Genomic DNA, 26085 nt, shown 5'->3' with positions numbered 1-26085 from the left:
TTTCTTATCTCATTACCGCTGAGAGTTAGACTAGATAACTTTGTTCAGCGGGTATTCGATGATGCCTTCCGCGCCCATGTCAATGAGTTCGGGGATTAGTTCGCGAACAACCACTTCTTCGACCATGATTTCAACGGATACCCAGTCGGGATCGGAAAGGTCGGAAACTGTGGGTGAGTTCAGGCTGGGCATAACTTCCATGGCTCTTTCAAGCGAAGCCTTGGGCATGTTCATTTTCAGGCCGACCATTTTCTCTGCACGGAGCGCACCCTGAAGCAGCAGGTTGATATTTTCAATCTTTTTGCGCTTCCACGGATCATTCCATGCATCTTTATTAACGATGAATACAGTGTTGGTAGACATGACTTCGTCGATAACGCGCAGGCCGTGAGCCTTGATGGTGGTTCCGGTTTCAGTAACTTCGACGATAGCATCGCAAAGACCTTCGACAACCTTTGCTTCGGTTGCACCCCAGGAGTAGAAAACGTCTACAGGGATATTTTTGGATTCGAAGTATTCTTTGGTTGCGCCAAGAAGCTCGGTGGCAATTTTTTTACCAGCCAGATCTTCGGGCTTTTTGTAGGGGGAGTCGCCGGCTACAGCGAGAATCCAGCGGGCCGGGCGGTTGCTGACTTTGGAGTATACGAGGCTGGAAATTTCAATAACATCGGATTTGTTTTCAAGAACCCAGTCCCTTCCGGCCAGACCGCAGTCCAGGATTCCGTCCTCGATGTAGCGGGAGATTTCCTGTACCCGGCACATGGAGATGTTCAGTTCATCATCGTTAACATCGGGAAAGTAGTTTCTGTGGTGCAGGTTGATTTTCCAGCCGGACTTGGCGAAAAGTTTGATAGTTGCATCCTGCAGGGAACCTTTTGGCAAACCGATTTTCAGTTGATTGGACATTATTTGTATACCTCCTTGGGGTCAAAAACCATGGGCGAACATTCGATTACTTCGCCATCCTTAAGTTCACGGTAAAAACAGCTTCTGTATCCTTTATGGCAGGCAGCCCCGCCGATTTGATCGATGAGCAGAACAAGCGTGTCATCATCGCAATCAATTTTTATTGATTTTATTTTCTGCACATGACCTGAAGTCCCGCCTTTATGCCAGAGGGTATTACGGCTTCTGCTCCAGTAATGGGCATCACCGGTTTCAAGCGTCTTGTTCCATGCTTCTTCATTCATGTAGGCCATCATCAGCACTTCGCCGGTTTCGGCATCCTGTGCAATGGCGGGTATCATTCCACCCATCTTTTTAAAATCAGGCTTGATCATACAATCCTCTGCTTAGCGGGCCTTGCTAGGTTTTTGTTTGAGTTTATGGACATTGGGAAAAAATCCCGTCATCTACCGATATGAAAATTTATGAAGGCAAAAAAAAACGCCGACTGTTCTCAGGCGGCGCTTGTGTTTGTGTGTGTAAGGAAATTATGCGTTATTTATCGCCTTTTTCCTGGCACTCCTTGCAGACGCCGAAAAGATACATCTCATGATGGGTAAGTTCGAAGCCGTATTTCTTGGCCAGTTCTTCCTGTAGATGTTCAATCTCGTTATCCACAGCTTCAATAGTCTTACCGCAACGCTCGCAAACAAGATGGTCATGATGCTCATGGCCATACTTATGCTCATAGCGGATTACGCCGTCATTGAAGTCAACGGATTTTGCAATGCCGGAATCAGCAAGAAGTTTGAGGGTACGGTAAACAGTTGCCTGGCCGATAGAGGAATCCTCTGTACGGACAAGATTGTACAGTTCTTCAGAAGAGATGTGGCCTTCCTCAGCAAGGAACACTTCCAGAATTGTCCTGCGCTGAGGGGTCATTTTGAGTCTCTGCCGAGTCAGATATTCGGTGAATATATCCTGTGCTGATTTCATTAAACTGTATCCAAAATTTATGATTACCTTTAGGAATACAGTTCACTTACATTGAATTGAATACCGATGTCAATTGATCATTGCCCATATTTGGACATAGGAGTATGAATAACGCAAAAAAGTGACAAAATTATGTCTTGATAATTAATTTAGAATGTTTTCAGGGCTGATTTTATCTACCCGCTCCGGGATCAAAAATTCAATCAAGGAGTTTTCATAATGGAACTGGATAAATTTATTTCCGAATGGACCGATGACCCTGCTGGTGTGAAAGATGTATTTGTTGAATTCAAGCAGCTTCTTGAATCTCTTGATGATACTGATATCGTATTCAACGCCCGCCCCGGTGTGAGCTATTCCATGCGCGGAGTAAAAAAAGGGCAGGATAAATGGCCGCTCTTTGTTATGGTTGATGTTATTGATGATGATCCTGCTAATCGTTGGCTGTCCGTTTGTTTTTATGGTGATTGTATTACCGACCCGGATGATCTTGGTGATTTTGTTCCTGAAGGACTTCTCGGTCAGGACGGTCATTGCTTCGATGCTGATGATGCCGAACCTAAAGAATATATTGCTGCAAGGATCAAAGAATCCCATTCCAACCAGTAATATTAACAGCAATTCAAATATGAACCGGGTTCTTTTTTTTAATGGAACCCGGTTTTATATTTTCCAGAATAACATGGGGCTGTTATAATATTCTTTTATGATTTTCCATAATCATACATCTTTGTTATGATCGCTTGCAACATAAGGGATATGTAATACTAATTCTGTATAAGCAGTTGTTAAATATGTGCGCAGGGAGTTGTTATGGGTAAAGCAGAAGTAGTGACCAAACGGAGTGAACCAAAAATCGATAAGATGATGCAACCATTCTATGAGTTTGTGAAGGTTGAGTCATCAGGGGGGCTGGTTTTAATTCTGGCTACTATCATTGCTTTGATCTGGGCAAACTCTCCATGGGGGCACCTCTACGAAGCTTTTAAGAATGTCCCATTGACGGTTGGAGCCGGTGATTTCGTCCTATCTAAACCTGCCATTCTATGGATTAATGACGGCTTGATGGCTGTGTTCTTTTTTCTGGTAGGCCTTGAGATCAAAAGGGAAGTCATGGTCGGGGAGTTGAATTCTTTCAGGCAGGCATCGCTTCCTATTTTTGCTGCTGTTGGCGGGATGGTTGTTCCTGCTCTGGTATACGCTCTCATCAACATCGGGACTCCTTCTGCTGATGGCTGGGGAATTCCCATGGCAACTGATATTGCTTTCTCCCTTGGCGTTCTTTCCATGCTCGGTGACCGGGTTCCGCTAAGCCTTAAGATATTTCTCACTGCGGTGGCCATCGTCGATGATATCGGGGCCATTCTTGTTATTGCTATATTTTATTCCTCAGGAATATCCCTTTGGATTATCGGCTTGGGAATGTTCTTTTTTGTTTGTATGATTGTTTTGAACAGGCTTGGTGTGCGCCATCCATTGCCTTATTTACTATTCGGTTGTCTTATGTGGCTTGCATTTCTTAAAAGCGGCGTCCACGCCACTGTCGCAGGTGTTCTTGCGGCGATGACTATTCCTTCTTCGACAAGAATTTGTTGTGCTGATTTTCTTGATTCCATGCGCGGTCACCTGACTGAATATGAAATGGGCGGGGACAAGAACGCTGTTACCCTTTCCAATAAACAGATGCTTTCCGCTCTCGGTGATATGAACAGGGATGTGCTTATGGCCAGTCCACCGTTGAAAAGGATTGAGCACAACCTTCACTATTATGTGGCCTTCGGAATCATGCCTATTTTTGCGCTTGCCAATGCAGGGATTAATTTTAGTGGCGAGGGTGGTGGAATAGATGTGTTTCATCCGGTAAGCCTTGGTATTTTTGGCGGTTTGATTGTGGGTAAGGTTATCGGAATATGTCTTGCCAGCTGGATAGCAGTGAAAAGCGGTATCGCAGATATGCCCAGAACCCTTGTACCCGGTCACTTTCTTGGAGCTTCACTGCTTGCGGGGATCGGGTTTACCATGTCAATTTTTATTACTACCCTTGCCTGGGATGCTAATTCTCCGTTTATGGTTGATGCAAAGTTCAGTATTCTGGCGGCATCTGCGGTTGCCGGTATTTTAGGGTACATTGTACTGCGAAGTTGTTCGCCTGCTGAGGACAGCGCTAAGTGACAATATGTTGATTTGAAATGATGCGAGATACTAAGTATACAATATTTAAATATATTTCATTTGCTGTTTTCTTTTTTCTTATGCTGGATATCTTCATCCAGTATCAACTTTATCAGCGTTACAGAAATGACCAGCTCCTGAATGTTTATCATCAGGCATCGGCATTGCGTGCGCGGATAGAGAAAGAAGTGAACAGCAATCTCCTGTTGGTCAAAGGTCTTGCTGATTATGTTTCGTTTCATCCGGAACTGAACAGGATGGATCTGGATAGTTATTGCGAAGGAATGCTTTTCAGGTCGAAGTTGATCAGGAGCATCGCTATAGCGCCCGACTATGTTGTCAGTTACGTTTTTCCGCTCAAGGGTAACGAATCGTTTATCGGTCTTGATTATAGATTGTCCCCCGAGCAGTGGAGTCTGGCTAAACGGGTGCACGATACAGGCAAGCTTGTTGTCGCCGGACCAGTCGATCTCATTCAGGGCGGTAAAGGACTGATTGGGCGCGCTCCGGTTTATGTCAGGTCAAATGAATATTTCTGGGGAATTGCTTCGGCTGTAATTGACGTAGATATGCTGCTTGAAAAAGCAGGGCTTAATCAGATTACAACCCTTGATATAGCCATCAGGGGAAAAGATGGAAAAGGAGCCGATGGAGCCGTCTTTTACGGCAGCCAAGAGCTGTTCGTTGCTGATAATGAAGCTGTAACCATGCAGGTTTCCCTGTCTTCCGGTTCATGGGAGATAGCCGCAATACCTGTTGGTGGATGGGGAATTATTCCACCTGATTCATTTTTCCTGCATGGGATTATGTTTCTCCTGATTATCAGTATTTCTTTTTCAATTTATAAAATAGTCAACAATAATGTCGAGGTGGATACGATCAGGTCTAATCTCAGTGAAGCGCAGTCCATTGCCAGACTTGGGAACTGGTCTATGGATCTTATCAGCGGTGAGATATGGTGGTCTGATGAGACTTACCGCATATTTGGGATCAAGAAGGAAGGATACAAGCCTTCACGTAAAAAGTTTTTTGATCTTGTCTACCCTGCGGACAGTAAAATTGTAAGCGATGCTTATGTTGAAGCAATGGAAACTGGGGAGTCTTACGCTCTCGATCATAGAATAATAAGGCCGGACGGAAGGGTCCGCTATGTTTCAGAACAAGGCCGCTTTGCCTATGATGAAGAAGGAAATCCCGTGCGTTCTTTTGGGACGGTTCATGATATAACAGACCGCAAGATGATGGAGGAAGAACTCCGGGAAAGTAAAATTCGCTTTGATCACGTAACCAATAAACTCAGTCATCAGTTTATTTTTTTCTCACATACCATAGACGGTGAGTTTATTCGTTTAAGCGAGGGGTTCGCCCATCTCGGTCACGGTTCTCCTGATGTCGGCATCGGCCGCAAATGGACAGATTTGTTCGAGTTTAGCCCAGAGGCATTAGCTTACGCTGCGGAGAAGAATGATCTAGTCATTTCCGGTGAAGTTGAGTCCATAGAATATGAAATGGAATTTAAAACACCGGACGGTCAGGAACGGTGCATGTCTATCTATGCCTATCTTGCCCGTGACTTTGAGCGTGATGAGGATGTCTTTGAAGGGGTTGCCCTTGATATCTCCGAGCGGAAAGCCCGTGAAGAACGTTTGAAAATTCTTACTCGGGCAATTGAGAATGCTCCTGTCTCCGTTGTAATTACGGATACAGACGGTGTAATTACCTATGTGAATCCTTATTTCTGTAAAGAAACCGGATACTCAAAGCAAGAGGCTGTAGGCAATAACCCCAGTGTCCTTAAATCGGGTGAACATGACGTCCAGTTTTATAAAGGGATGTGGGATACCCTCATCAAGGGTGAAACATGGCGCGGCGAAATTATTAATAAAAAGAAGGATGGATCATATTATTGGGAATCAGCTTCAATTTCCCCTGTGTACAATCCTAAAGGGGAAGTAGTCAGTTATGTTGCTGTTAAGGAAGATATCAGCGATCAGAAAGAACTTGAGCAGCTGAAGTCTGATGTGGATCTGATTATGCGTCATGATCTTAAGACTCCTTTGAATGGAATAATCGGTCTTCCCGCGTTGCTGCGTATGGATGAGAACCTGAACGAGCAGCAGCACGAATTGCTCAAGACTATTGAGAATTCTGGCAAGAACATGCTTCATATGATTGATATGTCGTTAGATATGTTCAAGATGGAAACAGGAAAATATGAATACTATCCTTTGCAGATCGATGTGGTAGGTATTGCAAGGCAGGTTATAGATAATTCCAGATCTAAAATTTCGGCCCAAAAAGTCAGGGTTGATCTTTTAGTCGATGGACAGCATGATTTTGCTGAAAAGTTACTTCTCTGGGGCGAGGAACGACTTATTTATTCTTTGTTGTCCGGGGTAGTGGCAAATGCAATTGAAGCATCTCCTGCTGGTGAAATGGTTGTTGTCGATTTCTCACAAGGCGAAAACACAGTGGTTTCAGTCAGCAACAAAGGAGTTGTTCCGAAACCTATCAGGGAAAGGTTTTTTCACAAGTACGTTACCCACGGCAAAGATAATGGAACAGGTTTGGGAACATATTCAGCTAAATTGATGGCTGATGCTATGTTCTACGGTATTGAAATGCAGACATCCGATGAATTGCATGAGACAAAAATTGTAATTACAATTCCTCATGAGCGACCAGATAGACAGGATGGTTTATAATGGAACGCAAAAGAAAAATTCTTGTTGTTGACGATGAGCCGCATAACATTGTCTTACTTGAAGGCATTTTGAGCAAGCTTGGGCATGATGTTGTGGGTGCGGAAAACGCGGTGGTGGCACTTGAGGTGTTGGATCGCAGTTTTGATCTTGTTTTAAGTGATGTAATGATGCCGGTTATGAACGGTTTTGAATTTGTAACCAAGATCAGGGAAAATGAAGAAACACAGGATATCCCTGTAATTATGGTCACAACTCTTTCCCAGCGTGATGACCGTCTTAAAGCTGTTGAAGTTGGTGCTAACGATTTTATCACCAAACCAATCGATATTGTTGAGCTGAAGATCCGAACAAATTCAATGTTGAAGCAGAAGGCGCAACATGACGAGATCAAGTCATTTCAGGTCGACCTGCACGAAATGGTGGAGAACCGGACCTTGGAGCTTAGGGAAGCTCTTGCCAGACTTGATGAAGCCCATGTGGAAACTATTCACCATCTATGCGCTGCTGCTGAATATAAGGATGAGGAAACAGCTAACCATTTGGTGCGAATGGCTGAGTACAGCCGCATTCTTGCTGAAAACATCGGATTGGACCAAAAAACGGTGGAGCTGATTCATACCAGTGCTCCCATGCATGATATCGGTAAAATCGGAATCCCGGACAGTATTCTGCTCAAGCCCGGAACACTAACCGCTGAAGAATGGGATGTGATGAAGAGTCATGCCATCATCGGTGGGAATATTCTTTCCATGGGCAGCTCGGACTACATTAATATGGGAGCGGTTATCGCTTTGAGCCATCATGAAAAATGGGACGGGTCCGGTTATCCTAATGGTTTTTCCGGTGATGAAATTCCGCTTCCGGGCAGAATCTGCGCTGTAGCGGATGTCTTTGATGCCTTGACCAGCAAGCGTCCTTACAAAGAACCATTTAGTATTGAAAAGTCGTTGGAGATCATGAAAGAGGGGCGTGGTAATCACTTCGATCCGCAATTGATTGATATATTTTTCGACAATATCGATGAGATTCTTGAAATACAAGAGAAGCGCGGGGATTAGTTTTGCGGAAATAACTATCCTGAGAATATAAATTTTGAAGTCGGCCATGTATTTGATTAAAAATGCATGGCCGACTTTTTATTTGCTGTATAGTGGGATGGGTAAAAATAGGCTGTTCAGCTTGTCGGATATAATTTGAGTTCTCAGTGTTTGTCAGTTCTTGGTTATGCTGGTAATAAGGCGGTACGCTGGGTCAGTTGTTTTCAAGAATTTTTTAAGGGGTTTTTAATGGTAAATATGAAAGAACTGTTAAAAATAACGGTTTGCAGTCTACTTGCTATGCATATGGTTTGTTTTTGGGGGACGCAGTATTCTCATGCCTCCTCTTCCGAAACTTTCAAAGCATCGCAGGCTTCAAGGGTGATCACCTTAATTGGTTTTACCCGCCCAAGGGTGGCTATGACTCTGGTCAGCGAAGAGTCCGCAGTCTGCACCAGAGTTTATGCTGATGTCGGTGATACCCTCGGTAGCAGCGGACGCTTTGCAGAACTGGACCCTACGTTCATCAAGCTGGAAATAGCCCAGTTGCAGGCTGATCTTAAACGGCTGCGTTCTGACCTGACTTATTATGATAAGGAAGCCAAGCGTTACACCAAGCTGGTGAAGCGCAATACAGCAGCCCAGTCTGAACTGGATCTGCATATCCGCAATTTTGAATCAGCTGAAGCATTGCTGCGTTCCACCCAGCTTAAACTGAATGTGGACCGGGAACATCTACGCCGTTACACCTTGCGCGGCCCTGAAGGCTGGCGGGTAATAAAGCGTTACATCGAGCCGGGGGAGTGGGTTAACAACGGTGAGAAAGTCGCCGAGCTTGGTAACTTCAAGACTCTGCTGGTTCCGTACGCCTTAACTATCCCGGAACTCAAGAAGGTTCGAAAATCTAAGAACATAAGACTCAATCTGCCAGACCTCGATATCAGTGTCCCTGCGAATCTCGAACGTATTTCACCTGATTTCGATCCGGAGACACGAAAGGTGGAGGTGGATTTTGAAATCAGCACAGGCGATTTTGAATTCCGGGGCGGTTTGCGGACCGAGCTGAATATCAAGATGCCCGATCCCGGTGGGGCGGTTGTAGTCCCCAAGTCTGCTTTGCTCAAAGCCTATGACGATACCTTTATCGTCCGCCCGGACGGCGTGCGGGTTAAGGTGCTTGTGCTCGGAGATACCGAAGACGGCAAAGCCAGAGTTTCCTCAAGAGCAATTAAAGCAGGCGAAGAATTTTTAACGAAGCCTTAATTTTGGGACCCTCCGGGGGCCAGAGGAGAAGGGAAAACCCTTTTGCTACCGCCAAAAAGTGTTTTCCCCTCTCCTCTGGACTCCTCTCCCCTTTCCCAAAACGCGTTAGTTGGGGATATTTAAGTTTTAATCAGAGAACTAAACGGCGAAGCCTTAGTAAAAGTTTTTGGGATTCTTAAACCCTTTTTTCAAAAAGGGTTTAAGCCCCCGGAGGGACTCCCGGTAGGGTCCCTGAAGGGCCGCCGGAGGCATCATCCATATGAAAAAATTAATGCGTTTTACTTTGAAGCAGACGGTCTTCATCAACATTATTTTTATTCTGTTGATGATTGTTGGAGTCTTCAGCATGGCAGACCTGCCTGTTGAGCGTTATCCCAACGTTCATATGGGCAAGGTGGTTATCTCCGGCTTCTTACCCGGAGCTTCACCGTCGGATGTGGAAGCACTGGTAACCAAGAAGATTGAGGACGCGTTGGATGACCTTGAAAACGTGGAATATATCCGTTCAAGGTCATTCAGGGAGCGGACCAGTATCATGGTTAAATTCCTTGATGATACTGATTACGCCAAGGGTTATGACGAACTGCGTTTCCGGGTTTTGTCTATTCAGAATGACCTGCCGCGTGAGATGGACCCGCCCACTTTTACGGAGATTAATGTCAGCGAATGGCTTCCGGTAGTGAGGGTCTGCCTTGTAGGTGACCGCGCCAACCGCGCCTTGTCTATGATGGCTGAAGAAATGAAGGTTCAGCTGCGCAAGATTACGGGCGTGAATGAGGTGGAAATCGAAGGGGAGTACACCCGCGAATTCCATGTGAACCTTGATCCGCGTAAACTGGTGCGCTTCAAACTTACTTTTGATGATGTGGCCCGCGCTCTGGCCGATGCCAATATTTCCATCCCGGCAGGGGATTTTTCAGCGGTTGGCGGCGAATATGTGATCGTTGTGGATGAGCGGTTCCGTACCCGTGAAGAAATTGCTGAAACCATAGTACGCATGGACGGCGACGGCTCCTTCGTCACCGTGGGCGATGTGCTTAGCGATGCGCGGATTTCCTACCGTGATCCGCAGGTGATCACTTCTATTAACGGTCGTAACGCGGTTACGCTTAAGATTGTGAAATCCTTGGATGGCAATGCGGTGACTATTGCCGAGGACGTTGAAAAAGTAGCCGATTCATTTCGTACGCAGCTGGAGAAGGAAGGTGTTGAACTTCTCCTGACCAGTGACCAGCGGCTGCATATTGAAGATGCCATTAATACACTGGGTATGAACCTGCTGGTGGGGATTGTGCTTGTCTTTGTGGTTATCTATCTGGTTATGGGTTTCAGGAACGCTATGCTGACTACTATCGGGGTTCCTTTCGCCTTTTTGGTAACCATGATTATCATGAAGTTGACCGGCAACTCTTTGAACCAGATTACGCTTTTCTCCTTTGTGCTGGTCAGTGGTATCATTGTGGATGACGCTATTGTGGTGGTCGAGAATATTTTCCGTCATGTGCAGGAGGGCAAACCGCTTGAAGAGGCGGTAATTGACGGAACTTCAGAAGTTTTTCTGCCTGTTGTTTCGGCTACAGCCACAACGGTAGCGGCTTTCCTGCCCATGCTGATCATGACCGGTTCTACCGGGGAATTTTTCGCACAGGTTCCCAAGGCGGTAACTTTCGCGCTTATTGCTTCATTGATTGAGTGTCTGTTGATCCTGCCACCCCATTTTCTGGACTGGCCCGGAGCCAAAGGGCTGATGAAGAACCGGGAAAAGCATACCCGCGAACCTGCTTTCATGCGCCCGCTGCGCCGCTGGACAGACAAGTTTCTTTCTGTGGTTATCCGCTTCAGGGTTATTTCCCTGACCGTGGTCTTCGGGGCTTTTGTTTCGGCTTTGCTTATTCTGGGTGTATCCATCTCAGGAAAGTTGCCGTTAATTAAAATTAAATTTTTCCCGGACGACTACTCCCTTTATTACATTGAATTGGAAGGCCCGGAATCCACTTCGATTGAGCGGACCTCAGATAAGCTGAAGCGTATTTCCGTGTTTGTGGAAAAGATGGGACCGGGTATGGCTAAATCAGCTTCTGCCTTTGCCGGATTCTATTTTAATGAAGACTACGAGATGGTCCACGGTTCCAATCTCGGTAATATCGTGGTGGAGCTTCCGGCCAAGGATAAACAGTCTTTTGCTGACGCACCGGAAAATGATCCGGGCGCGCATCTGGAATTTATCCGCAAAGAGCTTGATAAATTCGCCGAATCTGGCTGGACTTTCCGGGTCCGTCCTGAAAAAGACGGCCCCCCTGCTGGTAAGGATATCAATATCCGGGTGCTTGGGGCTGACCATGAAGCAGTCAAAGGTCTGGCTGCTGAAATCATGACGTATATTAAAGAAAATGATGAGTTGGGTCCGCATCTGGTCAACCTTGCTACCGATGATGGAACTCCCAACCGTATTTTCAGGTTCGAGCCGATTAATGAACGGGTGGCTGAATACGGATTGACACCGAAACAGGTAGCCGGGCTATCCGGTTCAGTGCTCGATGGACGTTTTGTGGGCGAGTTCCGTCTTTCAGATGAAGATGTCGACCTGCGTTTGAAGATCGACCCCCGTTATTTGAATACTCCGGAGGACGCCCTTTCCGTTCCCGTGCTGGAGCATAATGAAAGTCCGGTGCGTATCGGGGATATCTGTGATGTTTCCATTTATATGGAACCGGGTCAGTTCAACCGTTTCATGAGCCAGCGTGCAGTGACCATCACCGCAAACATCAAGCCCGGATCACGGCTTTCATCCCCGGCTGCGGTGAACATGGTCAGCAAATTCTATGATACGGTGCGTACTGAATATCCCGGTGCAACCATTAACTTCTCCGGTGAATTTGAATCCACCAGAAAGTCATATACCTCGCTCGTTTATGCCTTTATGACCGCTATCCTGATCATCTACCTGATTCTGGCCACCCAGTTTCAGTCCTATGCCCAGCCCGTGATCATCCTATCAGCCGTGGTCTTTTCCCTGACCGGGGTGATTCTGGGGACTTTCTTTTCCCAGACCATTTTTACGGTGAACAGCTTTATCGCCACCGTAGGGGTAACCGGGGTTGTGGTTAACGATTCCCTTGTGCTGCTGGATTTTATGAACAAGCTTTACAAATCGGGCATGGACCGCAAGGCCGCCATGCGCGAAGGGGTGCGTATCCGTCTGCGGCCTATCCTGTTGACCACTCTGACCACAACGCTTGGACTGCTGCCTATGGCGGTGGGTTTCCCCTCCTATTCGCTGGTCTGGGGAGCCATGGCTTCAACATTCGTAACCGGGCTGTGTACGGCCACTTTCCTGACCCTGTTCATCATTCCGGTTGAATGGGACCTGCTCATGGGATTCATGGAGTGGCGGGAAAAGCGTAAAAAAATAAGTTAATTTAAGCCTTCGGCGACCAAAGAAACTTTTATCAGGGCTTCTCCGCCGAGCATTTAAATCTGTACAAACATAGCCCCCGCAATACTTTTCAAGATATTGCGGGGGCTATGTTATGCTCAAATTATAAAAGTTACATGCGAAGCTTATTGAAAAAGTTTGGGATTTTTAAACCCTTTTCAAAGGTTTTAAAGCCCCCGGCAGGGGTCGCCGAAGGCATTAAAATGAAAAGGGTGGCCCTGCTGAAAACAGAGCCACCCTTTTGTTATTTTCTTTTGTTGTTCTTTTGCGATCTTCGAATCAGTTTGGAAAGGGCCTTTTCTTGGGCTTTCCTCTGCTGACGTTTTTTATCGTTCACTTTGCTTTCAATAAATGAAAGCTCGGCACGCATATCAGAATAATTCTCATAGCGTTCAACTTCCAATGAACCGTCCATCAGGAGTTCGCGGACTGCGCAACCGGGTTCGTTCTGGTGAGTGCAATCCCTGAAACGGCATCGCTTGGCTGCTTCATGGATTTCACTGTATGTTTTATCCAGACTTGCCCTGCTTCCCCATAACTGCAGTTCACGCATACCGGGGGTATCGATAACCATGGCCCCACTGGCAAGGAAGAACAATTCTTTATGGGTTGTTGTATGTCTTCCGCGCAGGTCACTTTCGCGCAGTCCTCTGGTTTTCAGGGTTTCCCTGCCCAACAGACAATTGATCAGGGAGGATTTTCCCACACCGGACTGACCGCTGAAGGCCAGTGTAGAACCTTTTTCAAAACTTATTGAAAATTCGTCCACACCTTCTCCGGTTACTGCGCTGACCATGTGGATGGGGATGTCTTCCGCAACGCTTCCGGCCTGCAACATGGCTAATTCCCTGTCACTGCAAAGGTCGGCCTTGTTCAGTACGATAACCGGTCTGGCTCCGCCTTCCACTGCCATGGCAATGAATCGTTCAATGGAACGCAGGTTGAAGTTCCTGCCTCCGTCCAGTCCGCAGATGATACACAGGTAATCAATGTTGGCCACAACCACTTGTTCCTGCATTTCTTTCCCGGAACTGTTGCGGGAAAACGCACTCGTCCGGGGCAGAACCTGTTCTATCTGGGCGTAGTCTCCACATCGTCTGAAAACAACCCAGTCCCCCACTGTGGGGTAGTCCGAGCGGTCAACGGCTGTAAAATGGAAATGTCCGGAAACATCCCCGCTGAGAAGACCTTCTTCCGTGTACAGGGAGTATTGCTGGCGCACTTCTTTAAGAACGCGTCCGACACTCAGTCCCTGTTCTTTGTAAGGCTTGAATTGATCATTAAAAGATTCGTTCCAGCCCAGTTTATTTAGGTTAATCATAATTCACCACCCAGCTGCTGACGTTCAATTTTTTCCAGAGCGATATTCGCCGGGAAGGGCAATTGAGTGATGAGGCGTGCTGCTAGTGTAAACAGCACTACTTCACTGTCGTCGCCGGCAATACGGTTGGTGCGGATAAAGCCGCACTTCCGGCAGCGGTGAATAACTGCGCATTCTTTGTTTTCTTTAATCCATAAGCCGATCGGCTCCATGATACCACGGCAACCGGAACGTCTGTCACCGATTTTCATGTCCATATGCTTGCTGTGCAGGCAATGGGGGCAGTGGTTTCGGTTCTGGGTTCCGCTAAGCGGAGAGGGCACTGTAAGGCCGCAATTCTCGCAAATAAACGGGTTGGTATCGATATGGACGGTTTTCCGTTGTCTAGACATGACTCTACTCCTGCAAACACTTAAAAGCATTTACCGTGTTAATGCGCTGTCTGTATGACTTAGTCCGGCCGGAATTCATGCGAAAGACAATAGAATAACGTTGTCGTGCGTGAACACAAACCAGATAAGTCAGCCAAATCAGCTGCAAATTTAACTAATCCGGGTAATTACGATCAGGTGCCGGGATGCCCCTGTTCTGCTGGAGTCGGAATGACAAAAAAGACGTGTAGAATTAAGCTCTAAGCTTTTAATAGAAACATTCTAAATAATTTAATGTCCTTAAAGTGCACTCCTAGAACAGGAACACCCTTCTCACATTGGTAAACATAAAATCTCCTTTAAAGTTAATGACTCCGCCAAATATGCTCATTTGGTTTTATTTGTCAATGGTAAAATTATCATTACTCGTGCTTGAGGATGTGAAAGGAAAAGTTGTGATCATGGTATGAGCGTATTTTTTATTTTTTAAATACTAAATTCTCTTTTTTTGCAAAAACGTGAAAATAATTCTGGACAGAACCCTATTATCCGCGCAAAAAAACTCTGTTTGTGCCTGCTCATGAATATAGTCTGCCTGTGGTATTAATGTATCTCCAGCAGGGATAAGGTGGATTATGCTTCATGGACTTTTTTTTATGGATGGGTTGCTTTCCATTTTATTCAGTCCCGATGCAGGACTGCGTATTGAATAACGGAAAGCTTAAATGGAAGATTGTGTAAAAAGGGGTGATTGTTAGATATGGATAATTTACAGAAAAAATACGGTTTTTGGACAGCGACCGCTATGGTCGTAGGTATTGTTATCGGTTCCGGGGTTTTCTTTAAGGCTGATGACGTACTTAAGGCTGCAGGCGGTGACCTGCCTACCGCATTGCTGGCATGGCTGATCGGTGGTGCGATCATGGTTGTTACCGCATATGTTTTTTCAAAGATCGCAACCCGCATCGAAAAAGTTAACGGTCTGGTTGACTATTTTGAAGAGGCTTACGGTGAAAAAGCCGGTTACATGGTCGGCTGGTTCATGACTTTCATTTACTATCCGACTCTGGTTGCGGTTCTGGCCTGGGTTTCCGCCAACTATACTGTTGGTCTCATCGGCATGAAAGACATGCTCTGGCCTCTTTCCTTTGTTTACCTGACAGCATTTTTCCTTCTCAATTACTATTCTCCGGTTCTGGCCGGTAAATGGCAGGTTTCCTCTACTGTAATCAAGCTCATTCCGCTTGGTCTGGTAGCTATCGTCGGTGGTATCGCAGGTATTACCAGTGGCCAGACTTTCCAGAACTTTGCCCAGACTGCACAGGAAATCGCAGGCAGCGGCGGTGGTCTTGCCGTGGCAACCCTGTCCACAGCATTTGCTTACGAAGGCTGGATTATCGCTACCGTTATTAATGCCGAGCTTAAAGACGCCAAGCGCACCCTGCCCAAGGCTCTGGTTGTCGGTACCATCGCGGTTATGACTATCTACATGCTCTACTATCTGGGTATTTCCGGCGTTCTGACCAACGATCAGGTCCTCGCTGAAGGCGATGCTGCACCTGTTCGTGTTATTGAAATGATCTTCGGCAACGTGGGCGGAACTCTGCTGACCGTGTTTGTTATCATTTCCTGCCTCGGTACCCTGAACGGTCTGATCATGGGTTCCGCACGTGGCATGTTCTCCATTGCTTCCCGTAACCTCGGCCCCAAAGCCGACCTCTTTAAGAAGGTTAACCCGGTTACCAACAGCACCAGCTGGTCCGCTATTATCGGTTACTTCCTGTCCTGCTTCTGGCTGGTAGTATGGTACGGTAACTTTCACGGCTGGTGGGGTCAGTTCATGGACGTTTCCGAACTGCCCATCGCTTTCCTCTACGTGATCTACATTTCCATCTACATCTGGGTGATGAAGACTTTTACCGACCTCGGACCGCTGAGCCGTTACCTCTGCCCGCTGCTGGCAGGATGCGGTTCCGTATACATCATCTGGGGCGCAATCCAGAAAGACATGTTCATCCACTTCCTGATCCTCTTCCTGCTCATTCAGGCAGCAGGAGCCATGCTGATGAACAGCTCTAGAAAATAAAGACAAAAGCCCGCTTCACGCGGGCTTTTTTATTGGTGCCTCCGGCGGCTGGGGAAGGGGAACTTTTGGGAAAAGTTCCCCTTCCCCAGACCCCATCCCCTCAAAACTTTTTAATAAGCTTCGCTCTTTTTAATTTTAAAACTTGAATAAATTTCAAAAATATAACTAAATTTTAAAAACGTGAGCGGCGAAGCCCTAATAAAAGCTTAAGGCCTCGGCAGGGACCTCGGAGAGCCGTCGGAGACAAAAAATGCCAACACTTGACGAAAAGCTGGCAGAGCTTAATAGAAAGTATGCTGCTGCGCTTGGTGGACGTATTGATGAGCTTGCGGGTTATTTGCAGGCGTACGAAAGCAATGGATCACATGATGATTTGGAAAAGCTGTATAAAAATGCCCATGCGGTGGCCGGGTCTGCCCGTACTTTTGGTTTGCCTGAAGTAACGGACAGGGCCAAGGAGCTGGAGTTGGCAGCGCGGGACGGTGCTGGCACAGAAATTTTACATAAAAAATTATCAGCGTTGAAGAAGTGTATTTCTTCCTGATTTTTTGGTCGTTTAAAAATAATTTTTAGGTAACTGATATACCGTCTGCATTGGCTGTAAAGCTGTGGATGGACCGTTTTTAGGGTTGCATAGTGTCAACTAGATGGTTATAGGCTGCAAACTATGAGCAAAGATTTGATTGTTGTTGAGTCCCCGGCAAAGGTGAAGACTATTAGTAAGTTTCTTGGCAGGAACTATCAGGTTGCTGCGTCCGTAGGTCACGTTCGCGATCTGCCCAAGAACAAGCTTGGTGTCGAAGAAGATGGTGATTTTACCCCTCAGTATCAGGTCATTCCCGGTAAGGAAGACGTGGTCAACAAGCTGAAGAAGGCAGCGGCAAAAGCCGATCATGTCTTCCTCGCACCTGACCCCGACCGCGAAGGGGAGGCTATTGGATGGCACGTTGCGGCCATTATCAAGGAAGTGAACGAGAACGTCAGCCGTATCCAGTTCAACGAAATTACCGCAAGGGCTGTTAAAGAAGCCCTTGAGCACCCTAAGCCGCTCAACGAGCAGCTCTTTGATTCGCAGCAGGCTCGCCGTATTCTGGACCGTTTGGTGGGTTACAAAATTTCTCCCATCCTTTGGAAAAAGGTAAAAAGGGGTATATCTGCAGGGCGTGTACAGTCAGTTGCGCTCAAGCTTGTAGTTGAACGCGAGAAAGCCCGCCGGGCATTTATTCCCGAAGAATACTGGCTTTTTAAGGCCCATGTAGAAGGTAAAAATCCACCTCCCTTCGTGGCTGATCTCTGGAAAGTGGATGGTAAGAAAGCTGAAATCGGATCTGCTGATGAAGCTGAAGCGATGCAGAATAATGTAAAAGGTGTGTCTTTCGAGATTACTGATCTCACCGAAAAGGAACGCAAGCGCAATCCTCTGCCGCCTTACATCACTTCCACCCTGCAGCAGGATGCCAACCGCAGACTCGGTTATTCTGCCAAGCGGACCATGACTCTGGCCCAGCGTCTTTACGAAGGGGTTGAGCTTGGCGACAGGGGCACGACCGCGCTGATTACCTATATGCGTACCGACTCTGTCCGTATTGCAAACGAAGCGCGTGATACCGCCAAAAAGGTTATCCTCGAAAAATACGGGGATGAATTCTATCCGGCCAAACCGCGTGTTTATAAGTCCAAAGGCGGAGCACAGGACGCTCACGAAGCCATCCGCCCGGTCGATGCTACAATCATGCCTGAAGACGTGAAGCCTTTCCTGCCTGCGGACCAGTTCAAGGTCTACAAGCTGATCTGGAACCGTTTCATCGCTTCCCAGATGGCTCCGGCCCGTTTCTGGGATACTGTGGTTACCATTCAGGCCAAGAACACCATCTGGCGTTCCAAGGGTGAAAGACTGCTCTTCCCCGGTTTCATGCGCGTTACAGGTAAGACCGGCGACGAAAAGCTCATTGAGTTGCCCAAGCTTGAAAAGGGAGAAGTGCTCAAGGTTGAAAAGATCGACAGTGAGCAGAAATTTACCCAGCCCCCGGCACGTTACTCTGAAGCTTCCCTCGTTCGCGAATTGGAGGAGAAGGGTATTGGCCGTCCATCCACATATGCATCCATTATTTCAACCATTCAGGATCGCGGTTACGTAAATCTTGAAGAAAAGAAATTTATCCCTACAGAACTCGGCTTTGTGGTCAGTGACCAGCTTTCCGAGCATTTCAAGGAACTTATGGATGTAGGGTTCACCGCTGCCATGGAAAAGCAGCTTGATGATGTTGCCGACGGTAAGATCGAGTGGACCTCGCTGATGAAAAATTTTGTGGACGGTTTTTACCCGACCCTTGAAACCGCAGCTAAAGAAATGAAGCGCGGTGGCGAGGATACTGGAATTACCTGTGATAAATGCGATTCACCAATGGTTATCAAGTTCGGACGTACCGGGGAGTTCCTTGGCTGTTCCAATTATCCGGACTGCAAAAATATCGTCAACTTTACCCGTGATGAAAAAGGTAAGATCGTTGTTCTCGAAGAGGAACCGCCAGAAGAGACCGGTGTCACCTGTGAAAAATGCGGAAGCGCCATGGCTATCAAGCGTTCCAGCCGTGGTGAATTCCTCGGTTGTACCGGCTACCCGGATTGTCGCAATATCAAGAACTTCGAGCGTGACGATGAGGGCAAAATCAAGGTAGTTGAAACACCGACCGCCCAGATTGTTGGTAAATGTCCCGACTGTGATGACGGTGATCTTATTATCAAGCATGCTCGCACAGGAAGTCGTTTTATAGCTTGCTCCAACTACCCGGACTGCAAGCACGCCAAACCTTTCTCCACCGGGGTCAAATGTCCCCGCGAAGGCTGCAAAGGTGAGTTGGTGGAAAAAAGTTCCCGCCGCGGCAAGCTATTCTACTCCTGTGACCAGTACCCTGATTGCGATTACGCGGTCTGGTATCCGCCCATTGACGGCCCCTGTCCGAAGTGCGGCCATCCAGTGCTGGTTAAAAAGACAACCCGCGCCAAAGGCGAGCACATTGCCTGCCCTGAAAAGGGATGTGGCTATGTTCAGGGTGAAGAGGAAGGCTAACTATCCGGTTTCACGTGAAACTAGAAATATACTAGACAATCTCTAGTTGAGTAATAGATCAAAATAACCCTTCCCGACCAGAAAGCGGGAGGGGTTTTTCCAATTGGCGTGTCTTTGTTTTTTGGTGTACTTTGACCCCCAAAGACTGAATAAACAATTTTTTTTGAGGTAAAAAATGTCTGAATATAAATTTGGCTGGGTAGCTTTAATCGGCCCGCCCAACGCTGGTAAATCCACTCTTATGAACCACTACCTGGGTCAGAAGGTGGCTATTGTTTCTCCTAAGCCCCAGACCACCCGTAACCGCATCAGCGGTATCCTGAGCGATGAAAATTCTCAGGTCGTATTTCTTGATACTCCCGGCATCCACCGTATGCGTGGCAAGATGAACCGTTTCCTGCTTGACTCTGCATGGGAAGCACTGGGTAATGCTGATGCTATTGTGGTACTTTTTGATGCCGCTCTTTACGCAGCCAAGCCCCACCTTATGGAGAAGGAACTGGCTCCGGTCGTGAAGCCTGTCAACCAGTCCCGCAAGAAGCTGTTCGTAGCTGTGAACAAGGTTGATAAGGTCAAAGATAAAGCCAAGCTGCTTCCGGTTATGGAAAAGGCTCAGGAGCTTTGGCCTGAAGCTGAATTCATTCCTGTTTCAGCACTGCGTGGCGAAGGTGCAGACGTGCTGCTGGAAAAGCTTATTGATACCCTGCCTGAAGGCCCGCCCATGTTCCCTGAAGATCAGGTTTCCACTGTGCCCATGCGTTTCATGGCAGCCGAGACCATCCGTGAAAAGCTTTTCATGAGTCTGCAGCAGGAACTTCCTTACTCTACTGCGGTTGAAATTGAATTCTGGACCGAAGAACCGGAGCGCAATCTGGTCAATATCGGAGCCATTATTTACACCACCAAGAAGAACCACAAAGGTATGATCATCGGTAAGGGTGGTCAGAATCTCAAGAAAATCGGTACTCAGGCCAGAAAAGAGTTGGAAGACATGCTAGAGATGAAGGTTATGCTTGAACTTTGGGTTAAAGTCCGTGAGGGCTGGACAGAGGATGTGGGTTTCCTGCGTTCTTTGGGACTCGGCGAGTAGTCAATTCTGTGATATCTTGTCCTTTTGTTTTCTTTTTATTAAAGAAATTTATATAATCAACCGAATTTTACTGTATGCCGCTTACTGAAAACGGCAGTTTGAAGATGAGTAACAGGGAAAAAGAATTAATTGAAAATCTCTCAGAGGTTAAGGAAGAAGTAGCCCAGGCCTGCTTGCGGGCCGGGCGCAAACCTGATGAAGTAACCGTTATGGCGGTATCCAAGCTTCATCAGGCCTCTGATATTGAACATTTGTATAATGCCGGACACCGCTGCTTCGGGGAATCCTATGTACAGGAAGCCCTGGCCAAGCAGGAGGAGCTGGCCGGACTGGATATTGACTGGCATTTTATCGGCGGTCTGCAATCCAAGAAAGCCAAACAGGTAGCCGGTAAATTCTCGGCTGTGCACAGTGTGGACAGTTCGAAGCTTGCGAGTCTGCTGAACAAGAAAGCAGAAGCGCTGGATGTGGTCCAGAACATTCTTATTCAGGTGAATACCGCCTGCGAGGATCAGAAGTGCGGGGTTACTGAGGAAACTCTGCCTGCTCTGGTGGAAGAAGTTCAGGCATACAGCCACTTGAAGCTGATCGGGCTGATGTGCCTGCCTCCTTTTTTCGGTGATCCCGAAGGGGCAAGGCCATATTTTGCACGGTTGCGTATGCTTTCCGAGGGTATGGAAAATCTTTTCGGAATCAAGATGCCGGAACTTTCCATGGGCATGACCGGGGATTACCGGGTAGCTATTGAGGAAGGGTCGACCATGATTAGGGTCGGAACTAGGATTTTCGGCACAAGACCGGGTTATTAACTCTTAAAACAACCCACAGGCGGACTTCATGGATCTGGGTACAGTTATAGGGATAGTGCTTTCTTTCGGGCTTGTTCTTGCGGCTATTCTGGTCGGAAGTCCGCTGGGTATTTTTATTTCCGTTCCGTCCGTGCTGATCGTTATCGGGGGAACCATCGGTGCTTCATTGGTAAACTATCCTATGGGGCATGTGCTGGGGGTTGTCGGGATTATAAAGAAGACCTTCTTTTCAAATCTCGAGTCCCCGTCAGATATCATCGATAAATTCATGGATTTTGCCAACCGCGCCCGCCGGGAAGGTATCCTTTCGCTTGAACCGGCTCTGAAATCAATTGAAGATGATTTTCTGCGCAAGGGATTGCAGCTGACTGTTGACGGCCTTGAGCCGCAGGTTATTCAGGAAATTCTTGAGACTGAGATCCAGTACCTTGAAAACAGGCATGAAACCGGAGCTGAAATACTTAAAGTTTTTGCGGACTTTGCTCCGGCGATGGGCATGATCGGTACTGTTATCGGTTTGGTGCAGATGCTCCAGACCATGAGTGACCCAAGTACAATTGGTCCTGCGATGGCTGTTGCGCTTTTGACCACTCTTTACGGGGCGATCTTCGCTAACCTTGTTTTTACGCCCATGTCCGGTAAGCTTAAAACCCGCAGCAAGGAGGAAATACTGCTCCGGGAGATGGTCATGGAAGGGATCATCTCAATTTCAAAAGGTGAGAACCCGAAAATTATCGAAGAGAAGCTGAACAGCTTCCTGCCGCCTAAGATTCGTAAAATTACTGATTAGACGTCATAACCGCCATCAAGAATTACCGGGGGATGAATGGGTAGGAAGAAGAAGCCGCCTGAAGCTGAAGGACAGCCTTTATGGCTGATTACTTTCAGTGACCTCATGACCCTGATGCTCACTTTTTTTGTTTTGTTGGTGAGTATGTCCGTTGTGGATGAGCGCCGTAAGCTGGTTGTACTCGGCTCCATCATCGGTACTTTCGGTTTCGGATCTCAGGGGTATGATGTGCTTTCCGACGGTTCGTCCCGCAGGACTGTGCAGGTCGGACCCATGGAAATTCAAGGTGATCTTGAACCCATCAAGCCGTTGCTCTGGGAATTCGCAGAAGAAGACTTACGTTTTGAATCCAACAGGTTTGTCCAGATTCTTTCCATCGGGGCAGATGTCCTTTTCACCCCGGACAGCACTAGCATTTCCCTCGAAGGAACCCGTATTCTCGATACAGTTCTTCCGGTACTCAAGCGGGTCAAGCACCCGGTTCTTGTAGCCGGGCACACATCTATCCTGCGCGATGAATTGGGTGAAGATTACCGGGTCGAAGACCGGAATTTAACCCCAGATATTTCATGGAAAATTTCATTGAGCCGGTCCCTTGCGGTCTATAATTATCTGATCCGTAACGGCATGAATCCGGATATGCTCAAGATGGAAGCGTTCGGTAAATTCAGGCCTCGCCATCCCAATGCTACCCCTGAAGGACGTAAAATGAATCGCCGGGTAGACCTCGTTCTTGACACGCGCAGTGTTGAAATTTCCAAGGAATTAAAAGAATATCAAGCTCCTAAGAAGAAGGACGATAAATTTAAGTTTGATGATTTTGTTTTTCCTATCGGTGAAGCCGAGAAACCACGCAACGCACAGTGATGGTGAGTTATGGGGCGCGATAAAGTAAAGAAGCCGCCGGATCCGGGCGGGGCTTGGCTGGTCACATTTTCTGATCTAGTCACCCTGCTTTTGACTTTTTTTGTGCTCTTGCTAAGTATGGCTTCAATGGACCAGAGTTTTATTACCCGGGTAACCATTATGCCGGCGGAATTGGGGTTTCTTGATAAACGGGGTGCGGGAAGGGTTACCGCAAAGGTAAAACTGGTCAGTGAGTTTCTCGAGCGGCCCTGGGAGGTGTTGGAAAAGCAGGATAAGATCAAGGATCTACTATTTCCTGATGATATTTTACCCCCGGATATGGATAGGGCAACGCTTGATGAAAACCTGAAAGTGTTGGCCAAGCCGGAAGGGGTTGCCCTTGTGCTCACAGACAAGCTATTGTTCCCTTTGGGTAAGTCGCAGCTTGACGAGAGCGCAAAAATATTGCTTTACCAGTTTGTTCCAGTACTTGACTACCTTGGGACTGCGGATGTGAATGTTGCCGGATACACAGACAATGTGGGTGGCATGAGCCAGTCCAATTTTCAATTGTCAGGTCAACGGGCCATGTCCGTGCTGACTTTTTTTGTTGAGCAGGGCATACAAAACAGCCGACTTACTGTTTCAGCCTGCGGTCCTACCTTTCCGATGTTCAGTAATACAACTCCGGAAGGGCGCGCGCAGAATAGAAGAGTGGAAATTTTGATTAAAACGACTCCCCACATGGGGGGGTATTGATGTTGCTTCGTAACATTGAGTTCTAAATATAAAGCTAAAAAGGATACATCATGGCCGAAGATAGTGGGCAGGAACCGAAAAAGAAAGGCGGATTGATTAAGTGGATTATCCTTATTCTGCTTCTCGCTGCGCTTGGTGGCGGTGGTTTTTTTGCTTATCAGAAATTTTTTGCCGCTCAGCCTGAGGATGCTGCCGAACAATCGCAGGACGAGCAGTCTGCTGAAGGTGAAGATCCCGGCACTCTGCCCGGTGATGGTTTTACTGTCACCCTGCCTACTTTTGTGGTCAACCTCGCCGACCCCTTGGGTCGCAGGTATCTTAAGCTCGGTATAGATGTAGAAGTGGTCACTGAAGAGGCTGTGGCTGAACTTTCCAAGAAAGAACCCATGGTTAAAGACACTCTCATCCTGTTGCTTTCCAGTAAAACCTATCAGGAACTTTCCTCCATGGAGAGTAAGATTCTCCTGAAGAAGGAAATTGTAGACCGCTTGAACCAGATTCTAGGTGGATCTAAGGTTTTACAAGTATATTTCACGGATATGGTTATCCAGTAGCACGGTTTTTGCTTAACCCATAGGTTGTGTGTCGAATTTATGTCACCGCAATTGTTAGTGGATGGCCAATTTACCGGAGGTAGGCTGTAATGATGTCAGATGATCTTGATCAGGATAAACTCGCGCAGGAATGGGCGGATGCCCTTACTGATGACTCCGATGGCGGCGACCCTCTGGGCGGCGATCCCGGTACCGGAAATGATGAAGCTTTAGCTGATGAGTGGGCTGCTGCACTGGCTGAGCAGGATGATGATGTCGGTACAGACGATGACGCCCTGGCCAACGAGTGGGCTGCTGCCCTTGGTGAACAAGGTGACGAAGGTGGGGGCGGACTTGACCTCGACGGAGGTGGAGACGGTGGCGGAGATGATGCTCTGGCTGACGAATGGGCAGCCGCACTTGCGGAAGACACCGGTGATGACATCCGTAAGGAGAAAGAGCAGGAATTTCTGCGTACCCAGACCCGTGATGCCGATTTCAAGGACTTGACCAACGAAGCCAAGAACCCACGCCATGACGGTTCCAGACGTGACCTTGATTTTATTCTCGATATTCCTCTGGACGTGTCCGCTGAGCTGGGCAGGGCCAAGATGCTCATCAACGAACTCCTGCAACTGGGAACTGGTTCAGTTGTAGAGCTGACCAAACTGGCTGGTGAACCCCTTGAAATTTACGTTAACGGCAAGCTGGTCGCACGTGGTGAAGCTGTTGTAATTAACGAGAAGTTCGGAATCAGGCTGACTGACATTATCAGCCCCATCGAACGGGTGAAACACCTTGCCTAATGCAACTGCCACTGCGCTCATGGTACCGGATTCCGGTGTCGGGTCCGTACTCAAGATGTCGGCAGCACTTTTTTTCATTCTGGCAATGTTGCTGCTGGCTTACTATTTCATGCGCCGTCTGAACATCGGCGGGGCTTTTACCGGTGCACGGAGAGGTGCGCTGGAGATTGTTGACCGCCTTCCGCTCGGTCCGCGCCAGAATATTACGGTGGTTAAGTATCGCGACAAGGAATTGGTGGTCGGCGTTACCCATGATAAAATTACACTGCTTCATGCAGGGGATGAAGGACATGCAAAGACTGACTCCGACTTTGCCGGATACCTTGAAAAAGAGAATTCCGGCACTTCTGACTCTTAGCGCAATCCTTCTGCTGGTCATCCCGGCAGCAGCCTTTGCACAGGATACCATTCCGACTCTGACCCTCAATCTTGCTGCAGGGCAGGAAGAACCGGAACAGGTTGCCAAGCTGCTGGAAATTCTTTTCCTGCTGACCATTCTGGGTATGGCTCCGTCCATCTTGCTGACAATGACATCCTTCACAAGGATCATCATTGTTTTTCATTTCCTGCGTCAGGCTATGGGAACGCAGCAGATGCCTCCCAACCAGATTCTTGCTTCCCTTGCTATCTTCATGACCGTTGTAATCATGATGCCTACCGGGAAAGCCATCAATGACGAAGCCTTGCAACCCTACCTGAATGAGGAAATAGGCTTTGAGCAAGCCATAGGCCGGGCGGAGATTCCCATCAGGACTTTCCTTTTCAAGCATACCCGTGAGAAAGACCTTTCGATTTTTTATTCCATAACCGGGGAAAAGCGGCCGGAAACCAAAGAAGATGTAAACACCATGCTCCTCATTGCCGCTTACACAATCAGTGAGTTGAAAACAGGTTTTACCATCGGATTCCTGATCTATGTTCCATTCCTGATCCTCGATATGGTTATCGCCAGTATCCTGCTGGCAATGGGTATGATGATGCTGCCCCCGGCAATGGTTTCGTTGCCGTTTAAGATTTTACTGTTTATCATGGTTGACGGCTGGTCGCTATTGACGGGTTCCATCGTTAATACTTTTCAGTGACCGCAGGGGTAGTGCGTTTAATTAACGG

General features: G+C 47.4%; 23 protein-coding genes. 18 read left to right on the top strand and 5 right to left on the bottom strand.

Annotation, left to right across the window (positions count from 1 at the left end; genetic code table 11):
- Nucleotides 1-30 precede the first annotated feature (30 nt).
- From hisG to ACNI29_RS07455, 3 genes are all read right to left on the bottom strand, one after another.
- Nucleotides 31-906, bottom strand: a complete 876-nt coding sequence (hisG, locus tag ACNI29_RS07465) for an ATP phosphoribosyltransferase (protein ID WP_419781575.1) — start codon at nt 904-906, stop codon at nt 31-33.
- Nucleotides 906-1280: a phosphoribosyl-AMP cyclohydrolase gene (gene hisI / locus ACNI29_RS07460; RefSeq protein WP_419781574.1), complete on the bottom strand. Its 375-nt coding sequence runs from the start codon at nt 1278-1280 to the stop codon at nt 906-908. The genes hisG and hisI overlap by 1 nt, the downstream gene beginning before the upstream one ends.
- Nucleotides 1281-1440: 160 nt before the next feature.
- Entirely contained in the window at nt 1441-1881 is a 441-nt protein-coding gene (locus ACNI29_RS07455) for a Fur family transcriptional regulator (RefSeq protein ID WP_419781573.1), read from the bottom strand.
- 219 nt (nt 1882-2100) lie between these two features.
- Here ACNI29_RS07455 and ACNI29_RS07450 point away from each other — a divergent pair, with 219 nt between their 5' ends.
- The 6 genes from ACNI29_RS07450 to ACNI29_RS07425 all read left to right on the top strand — a co-directional run bounded on the left by ACNI29_RS07450 (nt 2101) and on the right by ACNI29_RS07425 (nt 12476).
- On the top strand, nt 2101-2490 hold the full coding sequence (locus tag ACNI29_RS07450) for a hypothetical protein (RefSeq protein WP_419781572.1): 390 nt from the start codon (nt 2101-2103) through the stop codon (nt 2488-2490).
- A 204-nt stretch (nt 2491-2694) separates the two neighbouring features.
- A complete protein-coding gene (gene nhaA, locus ACNI29_RS07445) occupies nt 2695-4053 on the top strand; it encodes a Na+/H+ antiporter NhaA (protein ID WP_419781571.1) in 1359 nt (452 codons plus the stop codon).
- A gap of 17 nt (nt 4054-4070) precedes the next feature.
- Complete coding sequence (locus ACNI29_RS07440) at nt 4071-6758, top strand: PAS domain S-box protein (protein ID WP_419781570.1); 2688 nt, start codon at nt 4071-4073, stop codon at nt 6756-6758.
- Nucleotides 6758-7816: an HD domain-containing phosphohydrolase gene (locus ACNI29_RS07435; protein ID WP_419781569.1), complete on the top strand. Its 1059-nt coding sequence runs from the start codon at nt 6758-6760 to the stop codon at nt 7814-7816. The genes ACNI29_RS07440 and ACNI29_RS07435 overlap by 1 nt, the downstream gene beginning before the upstream one ends.
- A gap of 228 nt (nt 7817-8044) precedes the next feature.
- Nucleotides 8045-9058 carry an efflux RND transporter periplasmic adaptor subunit gene (locus tag ACNI29_RS07430; protein ID WP_419781568.1) on the top strand — a complete coding sequence of 338 codons (1014 nt, stop codon included), beginning with the start codon at nt 8045-8047 and terminating at the stop codon, nt 9056-9058.
- Nucleotides 9059-9317: 259 nt separating this feature from the next.
- A complete protein-coding gene (locus ACNI29_RS07425) occupies nt 9318-12476 on the top strand; it encodes an efflux RND transporter permease subunit (RefSeq protein ID WP_419781567.1) in 3159 nt (1052 codons plus the stop codon).
- Nucleotides 12477-12738: 262 nt separating this feature from the next.
- Here ACNI29_RS07425 and rsgA read toward each other — a convergent pair whose 3' ends face one another.
- Both rsgA and ACNI29_RS07415 read right to left on the bottom strand, forming a co-directional pair.
- A complete protein-coding gene (gene rsgA, locus ACNI29_RS07420; protein ID WP_419781566.1) occupies nt 12739-13815 on the bottom strand; it encodes a ribosome small subunit-dependent GTPase A in 1077 nt (358 codons plus the stop codon).
- Nucleotides 13812-14207, bottom strand: a complete 396-nt coding sequence (locus ACNI29_RS07415; protein ID WP_419781565.1) for an RNHCP domain-containing protein — start codon at nt 14205-14207, stop codon at nt 13812-13814. The genes rsgA and ACNI29_RS07415 overlap by 4 nt, the downstream gene beginning before the upstream one ends.
- A 739-nt stretch (nt 14208-14946) precedes the next feature.
- Between ACNI29_RS07415 and ACNI29_RS07410 the strand changes: the two genes are divergently transcribed.
- The 12 genes from ACNI29_RS07410 to fliP all read left to right on the top strand — a co-directional run bounded on the left by ACNI29_RS07410 (nt 14947) and on the right by fliP (nt 26057).
- Nucleotides 14947-16272: an APC family permease gene (locus ACNI29_RS07410; protein ID WP_419781564.1), complete on the top strand. Its 1326-nt coding sequence runs from the start codon at nt 14947-14949 to the stop codon at nt 16270-16272.
- Nucleotides 16273-16522: 250 nt separating this feature from the next.
- A complete protein-coding gene (locus ACNI29_RS07405; RefSeq protein WP_419781563.1) occupies nt 16523-16816 on the top strand; it encodes an Hpt domain-containing protein in 294 nt (97 codons plus the stop codon).
- A gap of 123 nt (nt 16817-16939) precedes the next feature.
- Nucleotides 16940-19342: a type I DNA topoisomerase gene (topA, locus tag ACNI29_RS07400; RefSeq protein WP_419781562.1), complete on the top strand. Its 2403-nt coding sequence runs from the start codon at nt 16940-16942 to the stop codon at nt 19340-19342.
- Between the two features lie 175 nt (nt 19343-19517).
- A complete protein-coding gene (era, locus tag ACNI29_RS07395; RefSeq protein WP_419781561.1) occupies nt 19518-20432 on the top strand; it encodes a GTPase Era in 915 nt (304 codons plus the stop codon).
- A gap of 104 nt (nt 20433-20536) precedes the next feature.
- Nucleotides 20537-21241 carry a YggS family pyridoxal phosphate-dependent enzyme gene (locus ACNI29_RS07390; RefSeq protein ID WP_419782095.1) on the top strand — a complete coding sequence of 235 codons (705 nt, stop codon included), beginning with the start codon at nt 20537-20539 and terminating at the stop codon, nt 21239-21241.
- Nucleotides 21242-21269: 28 nt separating this feature from the next.
- Nucleotides 21270-22031, top strand: a complete 762-nt coding sequence (locus ACNI29_RS07385; protein WP_320006838.1) for a motility protein A — start codon at nt 21270-21272, stop codon at nt 22029-22031.
- Between the two features lie 36 nt (nt 22032-22067).
- Entirely contained in the window at nt 22068-22898 is an 831-nt protein-coding gene (locus ACNI29_RS07380; protein ID WP_419781560.1) for an OmpA/MotB family protein, read from the top strand.
- A gap of 9 nt (nt 22899-22907) precedes the next feature.
- The gene (locus tag ACNI29_RS07375; RefSeq protein WP_419781559.1) at nt 22908-23636 is read left to right on the top strand and encodes an OmpA family protein; all 729 of its coding nucleotides are present in this window, start codon (nt 22908-22910) and stop codon (nt 23634-23636) included.
- 50 nt (nt 23637-23686) lie between these two features.
- Nucleotides 23687-24190 carry a flagellar basal body-associated FliL family protein gene (locus tag ACNI29_RS07370; RefSeq protein ID WP_419781558.1) on the top strand — a complete coding sequence of 168 codons (504 nt, stop codon included), beginning with the start codon at nt 23687-23689 and terminating at the stop codon, nt 24188-24190.
- Nucleotides 24191-24279: 89 nt separating this feature from the next.
- Nucleotides 24280-24975 (top strand): flagellar motor switch protein FliN, encoded by a 696-nt coding sequence (fliN, locus tag ACNI29_RS07365; protein ID WP_419781557.1) that lies wholly within the window; start codon nt 24280-24282, stop codon nt 24973-24975.
- Nucleotides 24968-25333 (top strand): flagellar biosynthetic protein FliO, encoded by a 366-nt coding sequence (gene fliO, locus ACNI29_RS07360; protein WP_419781556.1) that lies wholly within the window; start codon nt 24968-24970, stop codon nt 25331-25333. Before fliN ends, fliO begins: the two co-directional genes overlap by 8 nt.
- Nucleotides 25266-26057: a flagellar type III secretion system pore protein FliP gene (fliP, locus tag ACNI29_RS07355; protein ID WP_419781555.1), complete on the top strand. Its 792-nt coding sequence runs from the start codon at nt 25266-25268 to the stop codon at nt 26055-26057. Before fliO ends, fliP begins: the two co-directional genes overlap by 68 nt.
- The last annotated feature ends 28 nt before the right edge of the window (nt 26058-26085 follow it).

Origin of the sequence: Maridesulfovibrio spiralis (SeqCode) (genome assembly GCF_048571135.1) — a bacterium.
Classification (GTDB): Bacteria; Desulfobacterota; Desulfovibrionia; order Desulfovibrionales; family Desulfovibrionaceae; genus Maridesulfovibrio; species Maridesulfovibrio spiralis.
This window is presented reverse-complemented; position numbering and strand designations above follow the sequence as displayed.